Raw genomic sequence first — 18,482 nt, forward strand, 5'->3', positions numbered from 1 at the left:
TAGGACACCGCCGAACACAACTTCAGAAAGGCCCCGTATTCGATGAATTTCTTTCGTCGGATACGGGGCCTTTCTCATGCGTCCGCCCATGCCGGCGTCGTCGCCGAGTGGCATCCAGCAAGGTTCGAGAGCATAGATTGGCAGCTATGAGTGATCGTGATCGTCCGCGCCGCGAGGGCCGCGGACAGCGGGACACGCGTGGACAGCGAGACGGTGGCCGAGGCGGCCGTCCTGATCGTCCGGGGCGTGACCGGGCGTCTGACCGTGGCAGCCGTCAGCCCGGGCCGCCGCTACCCGACGACGTGGCAGCCTCGGATCTCGATCCCGAGGTGCGTCGTGACCTGCTGACACTCGACAAGGCCAACGCCGAGATCGTCGCGCGGCATCTCGTGATGGTGTCGCGGATCCTGCTCGAGGATCCCGCCCAGGCGCTGGAGCACGCACGCGCAGCCCGTGCTCGCGCGTCCCGGGTCGGCGTGGTCCGGGAGACCGTCGGCATCGCCGCCTACAACGCCGGCGAATGGCAGGAAGCCGCGACGGAACTCCGGGCCGCCAAACGCATCACCGGCAATTCCGCCCTGCTGCCGCTCATCGCGGACAGCGAACGTGGTCTCGGGCGCCCCGAACGTGCCGTCGAGATCGCCCGAGGCGACGAGGGCCGGTCACTGACGGGAGAAGACGCCACGGAGATGCGGATCGTCGAAGCGGGCGCCCGGATGGACCTCGGCGAGCCCGAGAAGGCCGTCGTCACCCTGCAGGCGGAGAATCTCAAGCCAGGGCAGCTCGGCACGGGTCCGGCTCGCCTCTTCTACGCGTATGCCTCCGCGCTCGAGTCGGCCGGTCGCCGGGACGATGCGATCACCTGGTTCATGAACGCCGCGGCAGCCGACGTCGACGATGTCACCGACGCCGAGGACCGCCTTACCGAACTGGCCAACGACGATCAGCCTGCACAGGGCGTTTCGGTGAACGGAGCGTCAGCGGGTGGCCACGCACAGGCGGCGCCGGTGCCGGGCGTCGAACACGACGTCGAGCAACAACCGCTGTCGGAGTCGCCGGCACCGGTCGAGGACTCGTCCGGCGACGCCGCCGCGAGCGGTTCGTCCGCCGAGCCGGTTGCACCTGCCGTCGAAATCGGGCATGTCGAGACCCAGAACGACGAGGCCGAGAACATCGAGACCGTTCCGGGTACCGCAGACCTGTCGCAGACCTCGACTCCGGTCGACACAGCCGTGCACGCGGACGAAGCCGGCCCCGCCGTCGAATCGGAAGTGGACCGCGAGACCACCGACGTGGTCGTCTCCGAGTCGACGATCGTCGAAGGCGTGCCGAACCCTCTGACTGCTTTGGAGGACTCGTCGGAGTCGCGGGCTCCGGCCGCGCCCACCGCCGACGGTCCGGCCGATTCCGTCACCCTCGTCGATCATCACGACGCACTTCTCCTCGATCTGGACGGCACCGTGTTCGCCGGGCACCACGCGCTGCCCAACGCTCTCGACGCGCTGGCTCGGCTGGCCATACCGCGGTTTTTCGTGACCAACAACGCGAGCCGTCGTCCGTCCGAGGTGGCCGCCCATCTCCGCGAACTCGGATTCGAGGCGACCGACGACCTCGTCGTGACGAGTGCGCAGTCGGGTGCCCGGCTGCTGTCCGAGCATCTGGAGCCGGGATCGCGTGCCCTGGTGATCGGTACCGACGGCCTCGCGCAAGAGGTGCGCGAGGTCGGCGTCGGGGTGACACGAAGTGCCGATGACCGGCCCGCCGCGGTGATCCAGGGGCACTCACCGGACACCGGGTGGGCGCAGCTGTCCGAGGCCGCGCTCGCGATCCGAGCCGGTGCGCTGTGGATCGCGACGAACGTCGACGCCACCCTGCCCTCCGAGCGGGGACTGCTGGTGGGGAACGGCTCCATGGTCGCCGCGCTGCGTAACGCGACGGGTAAAGAGCCCCTGGTGGCGGGCAAGCCGGCCGCGCCGTTGATGGCCGACGCGATCGCGCGCGCACGGGCGAGTGCACCGCTCGTCGTCGGGGACCGGCTCGACACCGACATCGAGGGCGGACACGCCGTCGGTATCGAGAGTGCTCTGGTGCTGACCGGCGTGAGCACCGTCGACGATCTGCTGGCGGCTCCGCCGGAGCAGCGGCCCACCTACGTTCTGGACGATCTCGCGGGCCTGTTCGTCGACATCGACGCCGTGCGCGTGTCCGACCAACCCGGGTGGGACGTCGAGGTGGACGGTTCGACGGTGCGGGTCGCCGGTTCGGGCGCGGAGGCGGGTCTGGTGCCCGCGCTCGCGGCGGCCGTCTGGGAAGCGGTCGATGCCGGGTCGGCGGATCCGGACGAGTTGCGGGTTGTCGCGGAGGGAACCGCACTGGCCAAGCTCGAATCCCTCGGTGTCACACTCGTCGGCTAGCGTGGTGCACGATGAATCACCCGACCGCCTCCCCGGCTGACCCAGGACCGTCCCGGCCCACGCCGGGTGCGATGCCGCGTCGGCAGTTCGATCCGGTAGCCGACGGGTTCGGGGCGGCTGGTGACGTGGCCGAGCTGCCCGACGTGGAGGCCGAGGTCACCGGGATACTCGCGCAGGTCGACGAGGTTCGAGAATCGGTGGGCGACACGTTCTCCCTTGCGGCACTCGAACGTCAGGCTGGGCTCCTCGAGCAGGCCCACGACTCGCTCACCGCGGCCCTCGACGCCGTCGACCGGCGATGACCCCGAGCGGGGCGCAGTCGTCGGTGGAAGAACGGTCCTGAGCATGGCGACCAGAGCACGGCTCGATGCCGAACTCGTCCGTCGCGGTCTCGCGCGCTCACGCGAGCAGGCGCGTGAACTCGTCGATGCCGGTTCGGTCCGGGTAAACGGGACCGTCGCGTCGAAGGCGGCCACCGGCGTCACCCGCGACACTCCGATCGTCGTCGACGAGGGTCCACGAGACGACTGGGCGTCACGGGGTGCGCACAAACTGCTCGGTGCACTCGACGCCTTCGAGCCGCAGGGACTCGTGGTCGAGGGACGTCGATGCCTCGACGCCGGCGCGTCCACCGGGGGATTCACCGATGTACTGCTCCGGCGCGGCGCCCGTGAGGTGGTTGCCGCGGATGTCGGTTACGGACAGCTCATCTGGCGGTTGCAGAACGACGATCGCGTCGTGGTCCACGACCGGACCAACGTCCGACATCTCGAGCCCGAGTCCATCGGAGGTCCGGTCGACGTCGTGGTCGCCGACCTGTCGTTCATCTCGCTCGGGCTGGTGCTCCCTGCGCTGGCCCGGTGTTGCGCGCCGGACGCCGACCTGCTGCCGATGGTCAAACCGCAGTTCGAGGTCGGCAAGGACCGGGTCGGTTCGGGCGGCGTGGTCCGCGACCCGGCGCTGCGCGCCGAAGCGGTACTGGCGGTCGCGACCGAAGCCGCCGCACACGGTCTCCGCACCCGGGGTGTGGTCGCCAGCCCGCTGCCCGGGCCGTCGGGCAACGTCGAGTTCTTCCTCTGGCTGCACAACGAGCACCACCGGACAGGCGGGGAGTCGGGACAGAGCGATAGGGTCGACCGGTCGGACTCGGCCGACGCGGATCGCCTCACCGGATCCCCGGACGAACTCCGAGCCATGATCGAACAAGCGGTCGCCGCGGGTCCGCGCTGATCGCTCGGTTCGGTGACGTGGCCGAACTCCGACACCGCACTTTTCCCAGACCGCACTTCGATGGAGGGAATCACCAGTGACCGACGATTCGGCGCCGGACCACACCGGTGCCCGCGAGTTCTTGGTGGTCGCCCACACCGGACGCGAGAACGTTCTCGACACCATCGAAGCGATCGCGCGACGCTGTGCGGCCGCCGGCGTCGCACTCCGCGTCGTCGACCATGACACTCTCGACCGCGACGCCCCCGATCACGACGTGCTGTACCGCAACAACGAGGGCGGGTCGCCGCGTCCCCCGAACGTCCCCGTCGATCCCGAATACCTGCGGTCCCTCGGAGCTGTCGTCGAGGTGACAACCGCCGAGTCCGCCTCGGCCGAGGGCTGTGAGCTGGTCATCGTGCTGGGCGGCGACGGCACCTTCCTGCGGGCAGCGGAGCTGGCCTATCCCGCAGAGGTCCCCGTCCTCGGTATCAACCTCGGGCACATCGGCTTCCTGGCGGAGGCGGAGGCCCATCGGGTCGACGAGGTCATGAACCAGCTGATCGCCCGGGACTACCGCATCGAACCGCGGATGACCCTCGACATCGCCATCGTCGATCCGGCCGACCCGGATCCGCCGACCGCCTGCAGCTGGGCCCTCAACGAGGTCGCGGTCCTGAACACGAGCAACAACGGTGTGCTCGAACTCGTGACCGAGGTCGACGGCCGGCCGGTCTCGGCCTTCGGCGCCGACGGCGTGCTGGTGTCGACACCGACCGGGTCGACGGCCTATGCCTTCTCGGCGGGTGGCCCGGTGATGTGGCCCGATCTGGAGGCCATCCTGGTGGTCCCCAACAACGCACACGCGCTGTTCGCACGGCCGATGGTCACGAGTCCACGATCGCGGATAGCGGTGGAGGTCGACAAGAACGGACGGTCGGCGGTGGCGCTGTGTGACGGCCGGCGCGCGCTCGACGTCCCCGCCGGTGCGCGGGTCGAGGTCGTGCGCAGCGAGCGGTCGGTGCGATGGATCCGGATCGACTCCGATCCCTTCGCGGACCGACTGGTCACCAAGTTCGCCCTCCCGGTCACGGGTTGGCGGGGGAGGCAGGCGTAGGCGTGCTCGAAGAGATCTCGATCACCGGACTCGGCGTCATCGAGGAGGCGCAGGCGCGCTTCCATCCCGGGTTCACGGTGCTCACCGGCGAGACCGGCGCGGGTAAGACGATGATCGTCACCAGCCTGCACCTGCTGTCTGGCGCACGCGCCGACGCGTCCCGCGTCCGGACCGGTAGTGCCAAGGCGATCGTCGAGGGCCGATTCCGTCTCGCGAACAACGGTGGCGCGCAGCGAGACCCGGTCGTCGCCGAGATCTTGGACTCCACCGGGGCCGAGCTCGACGACGACGACACCGTCATCGCGGTCCGGTCGGTCAGCGCCGACGGGCGGTCCCGTGCCCATCTGGGCGGGCGATCGGTGCCGGTGGGCGTGATGGGTCAGCTCACCACCGCGGTCCTGGCCATCCACGGCCAGAACGATCAGTTGCGCCTCCTGCGTCCTGAGCACCAGCGTGCCGCGCTCGACACCTTCGCCGGACCGAAGGCCGCCTCGGCACTGGAGTCGTACCGGAAGGCGCGGTCGGCCTGGGTGGAGTTGCTCGACGAGCTCGACACCCGGCGCGCCAACCAGCGGGAGCTCGCGCAGGAGGCCGACCGGCTGCGGTTCGGCATCGACGAGATCGCCGCCGTCGACCCGGCGCCCGGGGAGGACGAGGAGCTGACCGCGACGATCCGTCGGCTCTCCGACCTGGAGTCCATCCGGGGTGCTGCAGATCAGGCCCACCATCTCGTCGCGGGCGAATCGGGGTCGTCGGTCATCGAGGGCCTCGGAACGGTCCGGACGCTCCTCGAGACCGCGGCGGACGACACCTTGCGCGATCTGGTGCCGCGCGTCGCCGAGGCGCTCACCATCATCACCGACGTCGGTGCCGAACTGACCGCCTTCACGTCGAGCCTGCCCGCCGACGCCGAGGAACTCGACAAACTGCTCGCCCGTCAGGCCGAGCTGAAGACGCTGGTCCGTAAGTACGCACCCGACGTCGACGGCGTGATCGACTGGCGCCGAACCGCAGAGGCCAGACTGGCCGAACTCGAGGACCCGCGTGCCTCGGTCGAGGAGCTCGAGGTCGCCGCGATGTCCGCGCGGGATGCCGTGCAGACCGCGGCGGAGAAGTTGCACACGCTGCGCGCGAAGGCCGCCAAGTCGATGGCGGACAAGGTGTCCCGTGAGCTCAAGGGGCTGGCGATGGGGGACTCGGCGCTGGCCGTCGCGGTCAACCCGGACCCGGCGTCGCCCGACGACCGGCTGGCGGTCACCGTCGCGGGCACCGCTGTGCACGCCGGCGCCGATGGCGCCGACAAGGTCGAGTTCGCGCTCGTCGCCCATCCCGGCGCCACCCCGTTGCCCATCGCGAAGTCGGCATCGGGTGGCGAGCTCTCGCGGGTGATGCTCGCGCTCGAAGTCGTCCTCGCCGCACCCACGTCGGGGTCGGTCATGGTCTTCGACGAGGTCGATGCCGGCGTCGGTGGCCGCGCGGCCGTCGAGATCGGGAAGCGCCTGTCGAGGCTCGCCCGGGCGCACCAGGTCATCGTGGTGACGCACCTCCCGCAGGTGGCGGCGTTCGCCGACAATCACCTCGTCATCGGCAAGAGCAAGAAGGGTGCGCTGGTCACCAGCAGCGTCCGCACGCTCGATCGGGACGAGCGTGTCGCCGAGCTGGCCCGCATGCTCGCGGGCCTGGGGGAGTCCGACACCGGACGCGCCCACGCCGAAGAACTGCTGGCGATCGCGGAGACGGAGCGCGCTGCCAACTGACCGGTCACGAACGGTGAAACACATGGTGCGTGTGTGACAAAAGTTGCTCCTGTTACGGCGCGCCTCCACGGCTGAGACCTGCCTTCGGCCGATCATGGCCGTCATGAAGATGCCTGCACTGCTCGCGCGTACCACCGAAGAACTGCCTGGCGTGACCGGTATCGCCAGAATCGACAAGAACACGAAACGGCTGCTCAACCGCGTCGGGCCGGGCGACATCGCCATCCTCGACGAGGTCGACCTCGACCGGGTGACCGCCGATGCCCTCGTCGAGGCCAACGTCGTGGCCGTGGTCAACGCCTCGCGGTCGATCACCGGCCGCTATCCCAACCTCGGGCCCGAGGTCCTGGTGGCATCCGGCATCGTGCTGCTCGACGACGTGGGACCGGACATCTTCAAGCGGGTCAAGGACGGCGCCAAGGTGCGGGTCCACAACGACCGGCTGTTCGTCGGGGAACGACGACTGGCACTCGGCACCGAACTCGACGAGCGTGAGATCGCCGACATCATGATCGGCGCCAAAGCCGGTCTCGTCGACCATCTCGAGGCGTTCTCGGGCAACACCATCGAGTTCATCCGCAGCGAATCCCCGTTGCTCATCGACGGCGTCGGTGTCCCCGAGATCGACGTCGACGTCGCGGGCCGCCATGTCGTCATCGTCGGAGAAGGCGCCGACCGCGCCGCCGACCTGCGCTCCCTGAAGCCGTTCATCAAGGAGTATCAGCCCGTCATGGTGGGTGTCGGGGCCGGCGCGGACACCCTGATGAAGGCCGGGTACAAGCCCGCGATCGTCGTCGGCGACCCCGACACCATGAAGACTGCGACGCTGAAATCCGGTGCACAGCTGGTGCTTCCGGCTGACACCGACGGCCATGCGACCGGGCTCGAACGCATCCAGGATCTGGGCATCGGCGCCACCACGTTCCCGGCCGCCGGTTCGGCCGGCGACCTGGCGCTGCTGCTCACCGACTACCACGGCGCCGATCTGATCGTCACCGTCGGCTATCCCGGGTCACTCGACGACTTCTTCGACCGCTCGCGCCGGGAGAGCAATCCCTCGATGTTCCTGACGCGGCTGAAGGTCGGTCAGAAGCTGGTCGACGCCAAGGCGGTCGCCACGCTGTACCGCAGCCGGGTGTCGGGAGCGGCCATCGCGTGTGTCGTCCTCGCGGCCCTGGTGGCCGTGATCGCGGCCGTGATGTTGTCGAATGCGGGCACCGACATCACCGACTGGATCGTCCTGCAGTGGAACGCGCTGCTGGACTGGGCACGAGAGGTTTGGAACAGGTAGCCGATGATCTCGCTACGACAGCACGCGATCTCACTGGTCGCGGTCTTTCTCGCGCTCGCCCTGGGACTGTTCCTGGGATCGGGTTTCGTCGGCGACCGTGTCAACTCGATGACCGGCACGAGCCGCGACCGCATCGGCGACCTGGAGAACGAGCGCGACGATCTCAACGCAAAGCTCAATGCCTCCAACAGCTTCGACCTCGCCATCGCGCCGCGGCTGATCGCCGACAAGTTGAAGGGGCAGTCCGTTCTGGTGGTGACCGCACCAAACGCGGCGGAAGCCGACGTCGACGCGGTCAAGGAGTCGATCTCGGGTGCCGGGGCACGCTTCGGCGGACAGCTGGCCCTGACCGACGCACTGCTCACCGACGGCAAGTCCGAGGAGCTGCGGACGATCGTCGACCAGACCATCCCGCCGGGCACGATGCTCCGCGCCGAACTGACCGACTCCGGCGGGCGGGTCGGTGACCTCCTGGGGGCCCTCGTGCTGTCGAACGAGACGGCACGTCCGGCGTCGTCCGGTGATCGTCGGACCGGTCTCGGCACGCTGCGCGACGGTGGATTCATCGACTACGCCGACAACGCCATCACCCCGACCGATCTGGTCGTCGTGGTCACCGGCGACGAGTTCGGACCGGACTCGGGCGCGCAGGGCGCGCTCGTCGGCCGCTTCGCTGCCGCGATGTCGGCACGCGGGGTCGGCGGTGTACTCGTCGGGCGCACCGGGTCGGCCTCGGGTGGGTCGCCGATCGCCATCGTCCGCTCGGATCCGTCGCTGGCCAACGCGGTCTCGACGGTCGACAACATCGATCAGCCGACCGGCCTCATCACGACGATTCTCGCCCTGGCCGCCGAGGTCGACGGTACGACCGGTTCCTACGGCACCGGAGCGGGGGCGACCGCGATCACGGTCGGCGTCGACGGCCGGCCGGCCGCGTGAGAACGGGTTCGCTGCGCTCGCGGAAGTGCCGCCACGCCCGCCTGCGGTGTGGCGGTGCGGCGTCGGGCGCCGGTGGTGTTACCCTGGAGTCCCGTAGGTAATCAGGGCATCGGCCCCGATTCGGCCGACGGGAGACACTTCTTTTGCGACCACTTCGCCATGTTCATGACACCAAGCACATCTTTGTGACCGGTGGTGTCGCCTCTTCGCTGGGCAAGGGCCTGACGGCCTCCAGCCTGGGGCAGCTTCTCACCTCGCGGGGCCTCCGGGTCACGATGCAGAAGCTCGACCCCTATCTGAATGTCGATCCCGGCACGATGAACCCCTTCCAGCACGGAGAGGTGTTCGTCACCGAGGACGGCGCCGAGACCGACCTCGACGTCGGGCACTACGAACGCTTCCTGGACCGCAATCTCTCGCAGTCGGCGAATGTGACCACCGGACAGGTCTATTCGACGGTCATCGCCAAGGAACGCCGCGGCGAGTACCTCGGCGAGACCGTCCAGGTCATCCCGCACATCACCGACGAACTCAAGTCGCGGGTGCTGGCGATGGGCGAGCCGGACGCCGACGGCGAGGTCCCCGACGTGGTGATCACCGAGATCGGCGGCACCGTGGGTGACATCGAGTCGCTGCCGTTCATCGAGGCCGCGCGTCAGGTGCGCCACGACGTGGGCCGCGACAACGTCTTCTTCCTGCACGTGTCGCTGGTGCCGTACCTGGCTCCGTCGGGTGAGCTGAAGACCAAACCGACCCAGCACTCGGTCGCCGCGCTGCGCAACGTCGGCATCCAGCCCGATGCGCTCATCCTGCGCTGCGACCGGGACGTGCCCGAGGGGCTCAAGAAGAAGATCGCGCTCATGTGCGACGTCGAACTCGACGGCGTGATCTCCACTCCCGACGCCCCGTCGATCTACGACATCCCGAAGGTGTTGCACAGCGAGCACCTCGACGCCTACGTGGTCCGCAAGCTCGGTCTGCCGTTCCGCGACGTCGACTGGACGGTGTGGGGCGAACTGTTGCGCCGCGTGCACGAGCCGCGGGAGACCGTCCGCGTCGCGCTGGTCGGCAAGTACGTCGACCTGCCCGACGCCTACCTGTCGGTGACCGAGGCCATTCGTGCGGGCGGCTTCGCCTGGAAGGCGCGCACCGAGATCAAGTGGGTGCCCTCGGACGAATGCGCCACTGCGGCAGGTGCGCAGGCCGCGCTCGGCGACGTCGACGCGATCCTGATCCCCGGCGGCTTCGGCATCCGCGGCATCGAGGGCAAGGTCGGTGCCATCTCGTATGCGCGCCGCCGCGGGATCCCGCTGCTGGGTCTGTGTCTCGGCCTGCAGTGTGTCGTCATCGAGGCAGCCCGGTCGGTCGGGCTCGACGAGGCGAGCTCGACCGAGTTCGATCCGGAGACGCCGCACCCGGTGATCTCGACGATGGCCGATCAGGCCGACGCCGTGGCCGGCGATGCCGACCTCGGTGGCACCATGCGGCTCGGAGCCTACGACGCCGTGCTGAAGGCCGGGTCCGTCGTCGCCGAGGCGTACGGGACGCGTGAGGTGTCCGAGCGTCACCGCCACCGCTTCGAGGTCAACAACGCCTACCGCGACAAGATCGCCGACTCCGGACTCGTCTTCTCGGGCACCTCGCCCGACGGGCATCTCGTCGAATTCGTCGAGTACCCCAAGTCCGTTCATCCGTATCTCGTTGCCACCCAGGCGCATCCGGAGCTCAAGAGTCGGCCGACCCGTCCGCATCCGCTGTTCCGGTCGTTCATCGAGGCCGCGTTGAAGTACAAGGCCGCCGAGCGCCTCCCGGTCGACCTCGGTGACGACTACGAGTCGAACGACGCTCCCGCGGACGCGGTCGCCGCGGTCAACGCGGTCACGGTCGAACCGGTGGCCGGGCTCGGCGAGGCAGCGCTCGACGACTCCGTCGGCAGGGGCTGACCCGCCTTGGGCCACGACTTCGAGGTCAAGGACAGCCGCACGGTGTACGACGGCGCGATCATCACCCTGCGGGTCGACGATGTCGAGATGCCGGGCGGACGCGTCGCCGAGCGTGAGGTCGTCGAGCATTTCGGGGCCGTCGCGATCCTGGCACGCGACGAAGCCGGTCGCGTGGCGATGGTGCGGCAGTACCGTCATCCGCTCGGACGCCGACTGCTCGAGTTGCCCGCGGGGCTGCTCGACCAGGCCGACGAGGAGCCCTTGGCCGCCGCGCAGCGCGAGTTGGCCGAAGAGGCCGATCTCGCCGCCGACTCGTGGCACGTCCTCGTCGACCTCGCCCTCTCACCCGGGTTCACCGACGAGGCGCTGCGGCTGTATCTCGCCGAGGGGTTGCACCATCTCGACGCAGCCGAACGCGTGGACGAGGAGGCCGACATGTCGGTGGAGTGGGTACTGCTCGACGACGCTGTCGCCCAGGTCTTTGCGGGCGAGATCGTCAACGCGACCAGCGTCGCCGGCATCCTGGCCGCGGCGGCTGCGCGCGAATCGACGACCGGTCTGCGAGGTGTCGGCGCCCCGTGGCCGGACGAACCGACCGCATTACGCAACCGTCGTGCCGACGATCGGGGCCGCCGGTCGTGACCCTGGCCGCCGACATCTCGCGCTACCTCGATCACCTGACGGTGGAGCGAGGTGCGGCGGCCAACACGGTGTCGTCGTACCGGCGCGACCTCGAGCGGTACCGGCGATACCTCGACCGACGAGGGATCTCGGCCCTCGACACGGTGGCCGAGGAGGACATCCGCGAGTTCCTCGTGGAGCTGCGGCGCGGCGACGCCGACGCGGGATTCGCGCCCCTCGCGGACAGTTCGATCGCGCGAACCCTGGTCGCGACCAGACGGTTTCACAAGTTCGCGGTGGACGAGGGGATCGTGACGACCGACGTCGCGCATGATGTCCGGCCGCCCCGCGCCGCCCGCCGCCTGCCGAAGTCGTTGCCGGTGGACGAGGTGCTCGCGATCCTCGACGCCGCGGGCGCCGACGACCATCCGCGCGGCCTGCGGGACCGTGCCCTGCTGGAGTTCCTCTACAGCTGCGGGGCGCGGATCTCCGAGGCCACCTCGCTGGACATCGACGACCTGGATCTCGACGACATGCGGGCGGTTCGCCTGCGGGGCAAGGGCGGGAAGGAGCGTCTCGTGCCGATCGGCGGACCGGCCGTCGACGCTCTCGAGGCGTATCTCGTCCGCGGACGGCCCGCGCTGGTGTCGCGGGCGACGCCCGCGCTGTTCCTCAACGCTCGCGGTGGCCGGCTGTCGCGGCAGAGCGCCTGGCAGGTGCTCGTCACCGCGGCCGAACGTGCCGGACTCGACAAGGCGGTCTCGCCGCACACCCTGCGGCACAGCTTCGCGACGCATCTCCTCGACGGCGGCGCCGACGTCCGCGTCGTCCAGGAACTCCTGGGCCATGCCTCGGTCACCACCACGCAGGTGTACACACTCGTGACGGTGAACACGATGCGCGAGGTCTATGCCGTCGCCCATCCGCGGGCGCGCTGACCGCTGCGGTCGCGTCGGGCGCGCCGACGCCGGAATGATCGGGCAGATGTCCTAGGCTGATACGAGGCTCGGACGCCGACGGGCGGACCGGCTGCCCGACCGAACAGCGGCGACAGCGGCACCGACCAGCAGCGTGATCGAACAGCAGCGGCATCGAACAGCGAAGGGAGCGGCGGACACGTGACCACTCCGAGCGCACCGCGGTCTGGCGCCCGTCCGGGAGATCATCAGTACAGCATCCAGGTGTCGCCCGGCAACGACACCGAAGAAGCAGGGCACGACGTCGACGAGATCGGGCCCACCGGGCGGCCGTATCGCGACGTTCCCGAACCGGCATTGCTCGACCGCCACGGACCCGCCACGGTGATCGCGGTCTGCAACCAGAAGGGCGGCGTGGGCAAGACGACGTCGACCATCAATCTCGGTGCGGCGCTTGCCGAATACGGTCGCCGGGTCCTGCTCGTCGACCTCGACCCTCAGGGTGCGCTGTCCGCGGGTCTCGGTGTGCCGCACCACGAACTGGATCAGACCGTCTACAACCTGCTCGTGCCGCCGCAGGTGGCGACCGACGAGGTCCTGATGCGGACCCGCGTCGACGGTCTCGACCTGCTGCCCAGCAACATCGACCTCTCCGCCGCGGAGATCCAACTGGTCACCGAGGTCGGCCGCGAGCAATCGCTGGGCCGGGCACTGCATCCCGTGCTCGACCGCTACGACGTCGTCCTCATCGACTGCCAGCCGTCGCTGGGTCTGCTCACCGTCAACGCGCTGGCCTGCGCCGACACCGTGCTCATCCCGATGGAGTGTGAGTACTTCAGCCTCCGCGGACTGGCGCTGCTCACCGACACGATCAACAAGGTGCGTGACCGGCTCAACCCGCGTCTCGATCTCGGCGGCATCCTGGTGACCATGTTCGACGCCCGCACGCTGCACTCGCGCGAGGTGATGGCGCGTGTGGTCGAGGTGTTCGGTGACGCCGTCTACGACACCGTCATCGCCCGTACAGTCCGGTTCCCGGAGACCAGCGTCGCCGGAGAACCGATCACCTCCTGGGCGCCGCGGTCGGCCGGCGCGAAGGCATACCGGGCGCTCGCGCGCGAGGTCATCGCCCGCAACGTCAAAGGCACATGACGCTCGGCACGGACCAGGTGGCGCCCGACGCCGCGGCCTCCGAACCCGCCACAATCGCAGAAGCGGTGGCGCCGGAAGGCGCCCAGGAGTCCGGCTTCCGGGTGAAGCTGCGCAACTTCGAGGGCCCGTTCGACCTGTTGCTGAACCTGATCTCACAACACCGCCTCGATGTGACCGAGGTGGCGTTGCATGTGGTCACCGACGACTTCATCGCCTACACGCGCGAACTCGGGCCGGAGATGGGCCTCGACGCGACGACCGAGTTCCTCGTAGTCGCCGCGACGCTGCTGGATCTCAAAGCGGCTCGCCTCCTGCCGTCCGGTGAGGTGGACGATCCCGAGGATCTCGCACTGCTCGAGGCCCGGGACCTGTTGTTCGCCCGGTTGCTGCAGTACCGCGCGTACAAGCAGGTGGCCGCTCTGTTCGGCGAGCTCGAGGCGGCCGCGCTCCAGCGCTACCCGCGGGCGGTGTCGCTGGAGAAGCGGTTCGAGGATCTGCTGCCGGAGGTGACCCTCGGCGTCGACGCCGACGGCTTCGCCCAGGTCGCCGCGACGGGGCTGACGCCGCGCCCGGTGCCCACCGTCGGCCTCGACCACCTGCACGACGTACAGAAGGTGTCCGTTCCGGGCCAGGCGCGTCGGATGGCGTCCCTGCTCAGTGCCGCGCCGGGCACATGGTTGAGCTTCCGTGATCTGACCGCGGACTGTGCGAGCGGGCTGGAGATCGTCGGCAGCTTCCTCGGACTGCTCGAGCTGTTCCGGGAGCGGGCCGTCGCCTTCGAACAACCCGTGGCGCTCGAGGACCTGGCGGTGATGTGGACCAGCGAACGCGGCGCCGACGACCTGCGCATCGACAAGGCAGAGGACTACGGATGACAGACCACGTTCCCGACGTCGAGACATACGACGCGACCAGGCCGGCCGCGGGGGAGGATCCGGGACCGGCCGAACCCGAGCAGACCGCGCTCCAGGGTGACGGGGAGTATCTCGACGACGATCGTCTGCGCTCAGCCCTGGAGGCGGTGCTCCTCGTCGTCGACACCCCGGTGACCACCGACGAACTCGCGAACGCAGTGGACCAGGACCGCACGCGGGTACGAGAGACGCTCAACGCGATGTCGTCCGAGCTCACCGCGTCGGGCAGCGGCTTCGATCTGCGATTCGCCGGCGACGGCTGGCGCTACTACACACGAGCGGAATACGCCCCGTACGTCGAGCGGCTGCTGCTCGACGGGGCGCGGTCGAAGCTCACCCGAGCGGCCCTCGAGACACTGGCGGTCATCGCGTACCGGCAGCCGGTCACCCGGGCCCGGGTCAGCGCCATCCGCGGCGTCAACGTCGACGGCGTGATCCGCACGCTCGTCGCACGCGGGCTGATCAACGAGGTCGGCAACGAACCGACCACGAACGCCACGACGTATGCCACCACCGAGCTGTTCCTCGAGCGCCTCGGCCTCGCGTCCCTGTCGGAGCTACCCGATCTGGCGCCGCTCCTACCCGACGTGGACCTGATCGACGACCTCGACGAGGAACTGCTGGCGGATCCCCGATTCGCCAAACTGTCCTCTCAACCGTCAGACTCGAAGGAACTGATCATCGACGGTGGCACCACCACCGACTCACAGGACTGAGAGAACATGGCATCCGCTGGCCGAGATGGCTCACCGGGAAACCGCCGCAAGGGCGCGCCCGCACAACAGCCGCGAACCAAGAAGACCCACCGCAAGGGGTCCTCGAAGCCGAACGCCGAAGTGGGCAAGATCCGGCTGAACAACGCAAAGCCGGCGCGCCACCAGACGCCCGCCGATGACACTCACGGCTCCGGCGACGGCGCCGCCTACGTCGAGGACGGCGTTCGGTTGCAGAAGGTGCTCGCCCAGGCCGGCGTGGCGTCACGACGCGGCGCCGAGGAGATGATCGCGGCCGGTCGTGTCGAGGTCGACGGCGAGATCGTCACCGAGCAGGGTCTGCGGATCAACCCCGACACCGCGATCATCCGCGTGGACGGCGCCCGCGTGATCATGGATGAGACGCGGCAGTACCTGGCGTTCAACAAGCCCAAGGGCTGGCAGTCGACGATGTCGGACGACCAGGGCCGTCCCTGTGTGGGTGACGTGGTCGCCGAGCGGGTCATGGCGGGCCAGCGGCTGTTCCACGTCGGTCGCCTCGACGCCGACACCGAGGGTCTGCTGCTGCTGACCAACGACGGCGAACTCGCGCACCGGTTGATGCACCCGTCTTTCGAGGTGCCCAAGACCTACCTCGCAACACTCAAGGGCGAGGTCCCGCGCGGGATTGCGCGACGCATGCGCGAGGGCGTCGACCTCGACGACGGCCCGGTGACGGTCGACAAGTTCACCGTGATCGAGGTCCACGAGGGGCAGTCGCTGGTGCGGATCACTCTGCACGAGGGCCGCAATCGCGTGGTGCGTCGCATGATGGACGAGGTCGGTTACCCGGTCGTCAAACTGGTTCGCACACATGTCGGTTCGGTGGCACTGGGCGAGCAGCGCCCGGGCAGCCTGCGCGTCCTGGGCAGCGACGAGGTCGGTGGCCTGTACAAGGCGGTCGGCCTGTGACCGACGGGGTGTCCTCGTCTGCCGGCGGAACCACGCATGTCGTCGCCATCGACGGTCCGGCGGGTACCGGTAAGTCGTCGGTCTCGAAACTGCTCGCGGCCAAGGTCGGGGCCAGCTACCTCGACACCGGTGCGATGTACCGGGCGGTGACGCTCGCTGTTCTCGATGCCGGTGTTGCGCTGGACGATCCAGCCGGGATCGCCCGCGTGGCGGCCGGCGTCGACATCGCGCTGGTGCCGGACGGAGACGGGGCCAAGGTGTTTCTCGACGGTCGCGACGTCTCCGGTCCCATCCGGACCGAGCACGTCACGAGCGCCGTGTCCGCGGTGTCGGCGGTACCCGAGGTGCGCACGAAACTGGTTGCGCTGCAACAGCAGAATGCGCAAGGACGGTTCGTCGTCGTCGAGGGCCGCGACATCGGCACCGTGGTGTTCCCCGAGGCGGACGTCAAGATCTTCCTGACCGCGACGCCCGAGGCGCGCGCCGAGCGGAGGCACAAGCAGAACCTGGCCGGCGGACGCGACAGCGACTACGAGGCGGTGCTGGCGAGTGTCAACCGGCGCGACCATCTCGACTCGACGCGCAAGGTGTCGCCGCTGCGTGCGGCCGACGACGCGACTCTCGTCGACACCAGTGACAAAACCCTCGACGAGGTGCTCGACGAACTGAGCGGCCTCGTGGAGACCCGGATCGGAGCTGTGGAACGGTGAGCGACAACTACTCGGACGATCTCACGGCGCTGCCCGGCGACGGCACGTGGTCGGACGAAACCGACTGGCAGCTGACCGATGTCGGGGGCGCCGACGACGCGTCCGGCGTCGAGCACATGCCGGTGGTGGCGATCGTCGGACGGCCCAACGTGGGCAAGTCGACGCTCGTCAACCGCATCCTGGGCCGTCGGGAAGCCGTGGTCGAGGACATCCCCGGCGTGACCCGTGACCGCGTGTCGTATGCGGCGTCGTGGTCGGGCCGGCGGTTCACCGTCGTCGACACCGGAGGTTGGGAGCCGGACGCCAAGGGCCTGCAACAGGCCGTCGCCGCCCAGGCCGAACTGGCCATGCGCACTGCCGACGCCATCGTCGTCGTGGTCGACGCCACGGTCGGCGCGACCGCGACCGACGAAGCGGTCGCACGGGTGCTGCGGCGCTCGAAGACCCCGGTCATCCTGTGTGCCAACAAGGTCGACAGCGAACGTCTCGAGTCCGATACCGCCTCGCTGTGGTCGCTGGGGCTCGGCGAGCCGTACCCGGTGTCGGCCGCGCACGGCCGCGGCGCCGGCGATCTGCTCGACATCATCCTGGACAAGCTGCCCGAGACTCCCCGGGAGGCACCGACTCTCGGCGGTCCTCGTCGGGTCGCGCTCGTCGGCAAACCGAACGTCGGCAAGAGTTCGCTGCTGAACAAGCTGACCGGTAGCGAGCGTTCGGTGGTCGACAACGTGGCCGGCACGACCGTCGACCCGGTCGACGAACTCGTCGAACTCGGCGGCAAGACCTGGAATTTCGTCGACACCGCCGGTCTGCGACGCAAGGTGCGGACCGCGAGCGGTCACGAGTACTACGCGTCGCTGCGGACGCGGTCGGCGCTCGACGCGGCCGAGGTGGCGGTCCTGCTGATCGACGCGTCGGAACCGATCACCGAACAGGACCTGCGCGTGCTGTCGCTCATCATCGAGAGCGGCCGCGCGCTCGTGATCGCGTTCAACAAGTGGGATCTGGTCGACGAGGATCGTCGGTATCAGCTGGACAAGGAGATCGACCGCGAGCTCGCTCGTGTGCCCTGGGCGCGGCGGGTGAACATCTCGGCGTCGACCGGCCGGGCCGTCCAGAAGCTGGTGCCCGCGCTGGAATCGGCGCTCGAGTCGTGGGACAAGCGCATCTCGACCGGCCCGCTGAACAACTGGCTCAAAGATGTCATCGCCGCCAACCCGCCGCCGCTGCGCGGGGGCCGGCAGCCGCGCGTGATGTTCGCGACCCAGGCCTCGGTCCGGCCGCCGACCTTCGTGCTGTTCACCACCGGCTTCCTCGAGGCGGGCTACCGCCGATTCCTCGAGCGGCGGCTGCGTGAGGAGTTCAACTTCGACGGCTCGCCGGTTCGGATCAACGTCCGCGTCCGCGACAAGCGGGAGCAACGCCGCAAGCGCTGACCCGCGGCGCCGTCAGGTCCACCACGGCTGGACAGTTCCTCCACCGCTCAGGTGGTGGACGTGTCCAGCTCTGGTGGATCTGTGGTGTATGACACGCGTTGTGGGCTAGGGTGTCTCGTGCTCATCTTGGCAATCATCGTTTTCGGCATGGTCATCGGCGCCCTCGCGCAGATCCTCCTCGGCGGCAAGAACCTGCGAACCGTCGACTGGGGTCTCGCCCTGGTGGCCGGACTCGTGGGTTCGTTCCTCGGCGGGCTGCTCATCAGCCTGCTCTCCGGCGACGGACTCGAACTCCGTCCCAGCGGCATCATCGGCTCCCTTGTCGGCGCGGTCCTGGTGACCGCGGGCTGGATCTGGTTCAAGAGGCGTTCGGCGGTCTAGGTGTACTAACCACGGAC

Annotated in this window: 17 protein-coding genes; all 17 read left to right on the forward strand. The window is 69.1% G+C overall.

Translation table 11 applies throughout. The features are described 5' to 3' along the window. Window positions 1-146: 146 nt before the first annotated feature. Window positions 147-2,414 (forward strand): HAD-IIA family hydrolase, encoded by a 2,268-nt coding sequence (locus AMD30_RS22950; protein WP_055477229.1) that lies wholly within the window; start codon window positions 147-149, stop codon window positions 2,412-2,414. 11 nt (window positions 2,415-2,425) lie between these two features. Next, window positions 2,426-2,716, forward strand: a complete 291-nt coding sequence (locus AMD30_RS22955) for a hypothetical protein (protein ID WP_055477230.1) — start codon at window positions 2,426-2,428, stop codon at window positions 2,714-2,716. Window positions 2,717-2,759: 43 nt separating this feature from the next. Then, the gene (locus AMD30_RS22960; RefSeq protein WP_010844798.1) at window positions 2,760-3,644 is read left to right on the forward strand and encodes a TlyA family RNA methyltransferase; all 885 of its coding nucleotides are present in this window, start codon (window positions 2,760-2,762) and stop codon (window positions 3,642-3,644) included. Window positions 3,645-3,720: 76 nt separating this feature from the next. Then, entirely contained in the window at window positions 3,721-4,740 is a 1,020-nt protein-coding gene (locus AMD30_RS22965) for an NAD kinase (protein ID WP_010844799.1), read from the forward strand. Window positions 4,741-4,742: 2 nt separating this feature from the next. Beyond that, entirely contained in the window at window positions 4,743-6,497 is a 1,755-nt protein-coding gene (gene recN, locus AMD30_RS22970) for a DNA repair protein RecN (RefSeq protein WP_055477231.1), read from the forward strand. 103 nt (window positions 6,498-6,600) lie between these two features. Further along, complete coding sequence (steA, locus tag AMD30_RS22975; protein ID WP_044507963.1) at window positions 6,601-7,788, forward strand: putative cytokinetic ring protein SteA; 1,188 nt, start codon at window positions 6,601-6,603, stop codon at window positions 7,786-7,788. Window positions 7,789-7,791: 3 nt separating this feature from the next. Continuing rightward, window positions 7,792-8,727, forward strand: a complete 936-nt coding sequence (locus AMD30_RS22980; protein WP_014927031.1) for a copper transporter — start codon at window positions 7,792-7,794, stop codon at window positions 8,725-8,727. A 143-nt stretch (window positions 8,728-8,870) separates the two neighbouring features. Continuing rightward, complete coding sequence (locus tag AMD30_RS22985) at window positions 8,871-10,670, forward strand: CTP synthase (protein WP_084817360.1); 1,800 nt, start codon at window positions 8,871-8,873, stop codon at window positions 10,668-10,670. A gap of 6 nt (window positions 10,671-10,676) precedes the next feature. Next, window positions 10,677-11,312, forward strand: coding sequence for an NUDIX domain-containing protein (locus AMD30_RS22990; RefSeq protein ID WP_055477232.1), 636 nt, complete (start codon window positions 10,677-10,679; stop codon window positions 11,310-11,312). Next, window positions 11,309-12,229 carry a site-specific tyrosine recombinase XerD gene (gene xerD / locus AMD30_RS22995; protein ID WP_010844805.1) on the forward strand — a complete coding sequence of 307 codons (921 nt, stop codon included), beginning with the start codon at window positions 11,309-11,311 and terminating at the stop codon, window positions 12,227-12,229. Before AMD30_RS22990 ends, xerD begins: the two co-directional genes overlap by 4 nt. A gap of 180 nt (window positions 12,230-12,409) precedes the next feature. After that, entirely contained in the window at window positions 12,410-13,360 is a 951-nt protein-coding gene (locus AMD30_RS23000) for a ParA family protein (RefSeq protein WP_055477233.1), read from the forward strand. Further along, window positions 13,357-14,235, forward strand: coding sequence for a segregation and condensation protein A (locus AMD30_RS23005; protein WP_010844807.1), 879 nt, complete (start codon window positions 13,357-13,359; stop codon window positions 14,233-14,235). Before AMD30_RS23000 ends, AMD30_RS23005 begins: the two co-directional genes overlap by 4 nt. Next, the gene (scpB, locus tag AMD30_RS23010; protein ID WP_055477234.1) at window positions 14,232-14,990 is read left to right on the forward strand and encodes an SMC-Scp complex subunit ScpB; all 759 of its coding nucleotides are present in this window, start codon (window positions 14,232-14,234) and stop codon (window positions 14,988-14,990) included. The genes AMD30_RS23005 and scpB overlap by 4 nt, the downstream gene beginning before the upstream one ends. A gap of 6 nt (window positions 14,991-14,996) precedes the next feature. Continuing rightward, the gene (locus AMD30_RS23015; protein ID WP_035718315.1) at window positions 14,997-15,938 is read left to right on the forward strand and encodes a pseudouridine synthase; all 942 of its coding nucleotides are present in this window, start codon (window positions 14,997-14,999) and stop codon (window positions 15,936-15,938) included. After that, window positions 15,935-16,648 (forward strand): (d)CMP kinase, encoded by a 714-nt coding sequence (cmk, locus tag AMD30_RS23020; protein WP_055477235.1) that lies wholly within the window; start codon window positions 15,935-15,937, stop codon window positions 16,646-16,648. The genes AMD30_RS23015 and cmk overlap by 4 nt, the downstream gene beginning before the upstream one ends. Continuing rightward, window positions 16,645-18,084 (forward strand): ribosome biogenesis GTPase Der, encoded by a 1,440-nt coding sequence (gene der, locus AMD30_RS23025; RefSeq protein WP_010844811.1) that lies wholly within the window; start codon window positions 16,645-16,647, stop codon window positions 18,082-18,084. Before cmk ends, der begins: the two co-directional genes overlap by 4 nt. Window positions 18,085-18,201: 117 nt before the next feature. Further along, on the forward strand, window positions 18,202-18,465 hold the full coding sequence (locus tag AMD30_RS23030) for a hypothetical protein (protein WP_010844812.1): 264 nt from the start codon (window positions 18,202-18,204) through the stop codon (window positions 18,463-18,465). The last annotated feature ends 17 nt before the right edge of the window (window positions 18,466-18,482 follow it).

The sequence above is a fragment of the Gordonia sp. HS-NH1 genome (assembly GCF_001418765.1).
In the GTDB taxonomy this organism is placed as follows: domain Bacteria; phylum Actinomycetota; class Actinomycetes; order Mycobacteriales; family Mycobacteriaceae; genus Gordonia.

What these genes read in the sequence shown, in the direction of transcription:
- AMD30_RS22950 (WP_055477229.1), top strand. Translation starts at nt 147, where the DNA reads ATGAGTGATCGTGATCGTCCGCGCCGCGAGGGCCGCGGACAGCGGGAC.
- AMD30_RS22955 (WP_055477230.1), top strand. Translation starts at nt 2,426, where the DNA reads ATGAATCACCCGACCGCCTCCCCGGCTGACCCAGGACCGTCCCGGCCC.
- AMD30_RS22960 (WP_010844798.1), top strand. Translation starts at nt 2,760, where the DNA reads ATGGCGACCAGAGCACGGCTCGATGCCGAACTCGTCCGTCGCGGTCTC.
- steA (WP_044507963.1), top strand. Translation starts at nt 6,601, where the DNA reads ATGAAGATGCCTGCACTGCTCGCGCGTACCACCGAAGAACTGCCTGGC.
- AMD30_RS22980 (WP_014927031.1), top strand. Translation starts at nt 7,792, where the DNA reads ATGATCTCGCTACGACAGCACGCGATCTCACTGGTCGCGGTCTTTCTC.
- AMD30_RS23005 (WP_010844807.1), top strand. Translation starts at nt 13,357, where the DNA reads ATGACGCTCGGCACGGACCAGGTGGCGCCCGACGCCGCGGCCTCCGAA.
- scpB (WP_055477234.1), top strand. Translation starts at nt 14,232, where the DNA reads ATGACAGACCACGTTCCCGACGTCGAGACATACGACGCGACCAGGCCG.
- AMD30_RS23015 (WP_035718315.1), top strand. Translation starts at nt 14,997, where the DNA reads ATGGCATCCGCTGGCCGAGATGGCTCACCGGGAAACCGCCGCAAGGGC.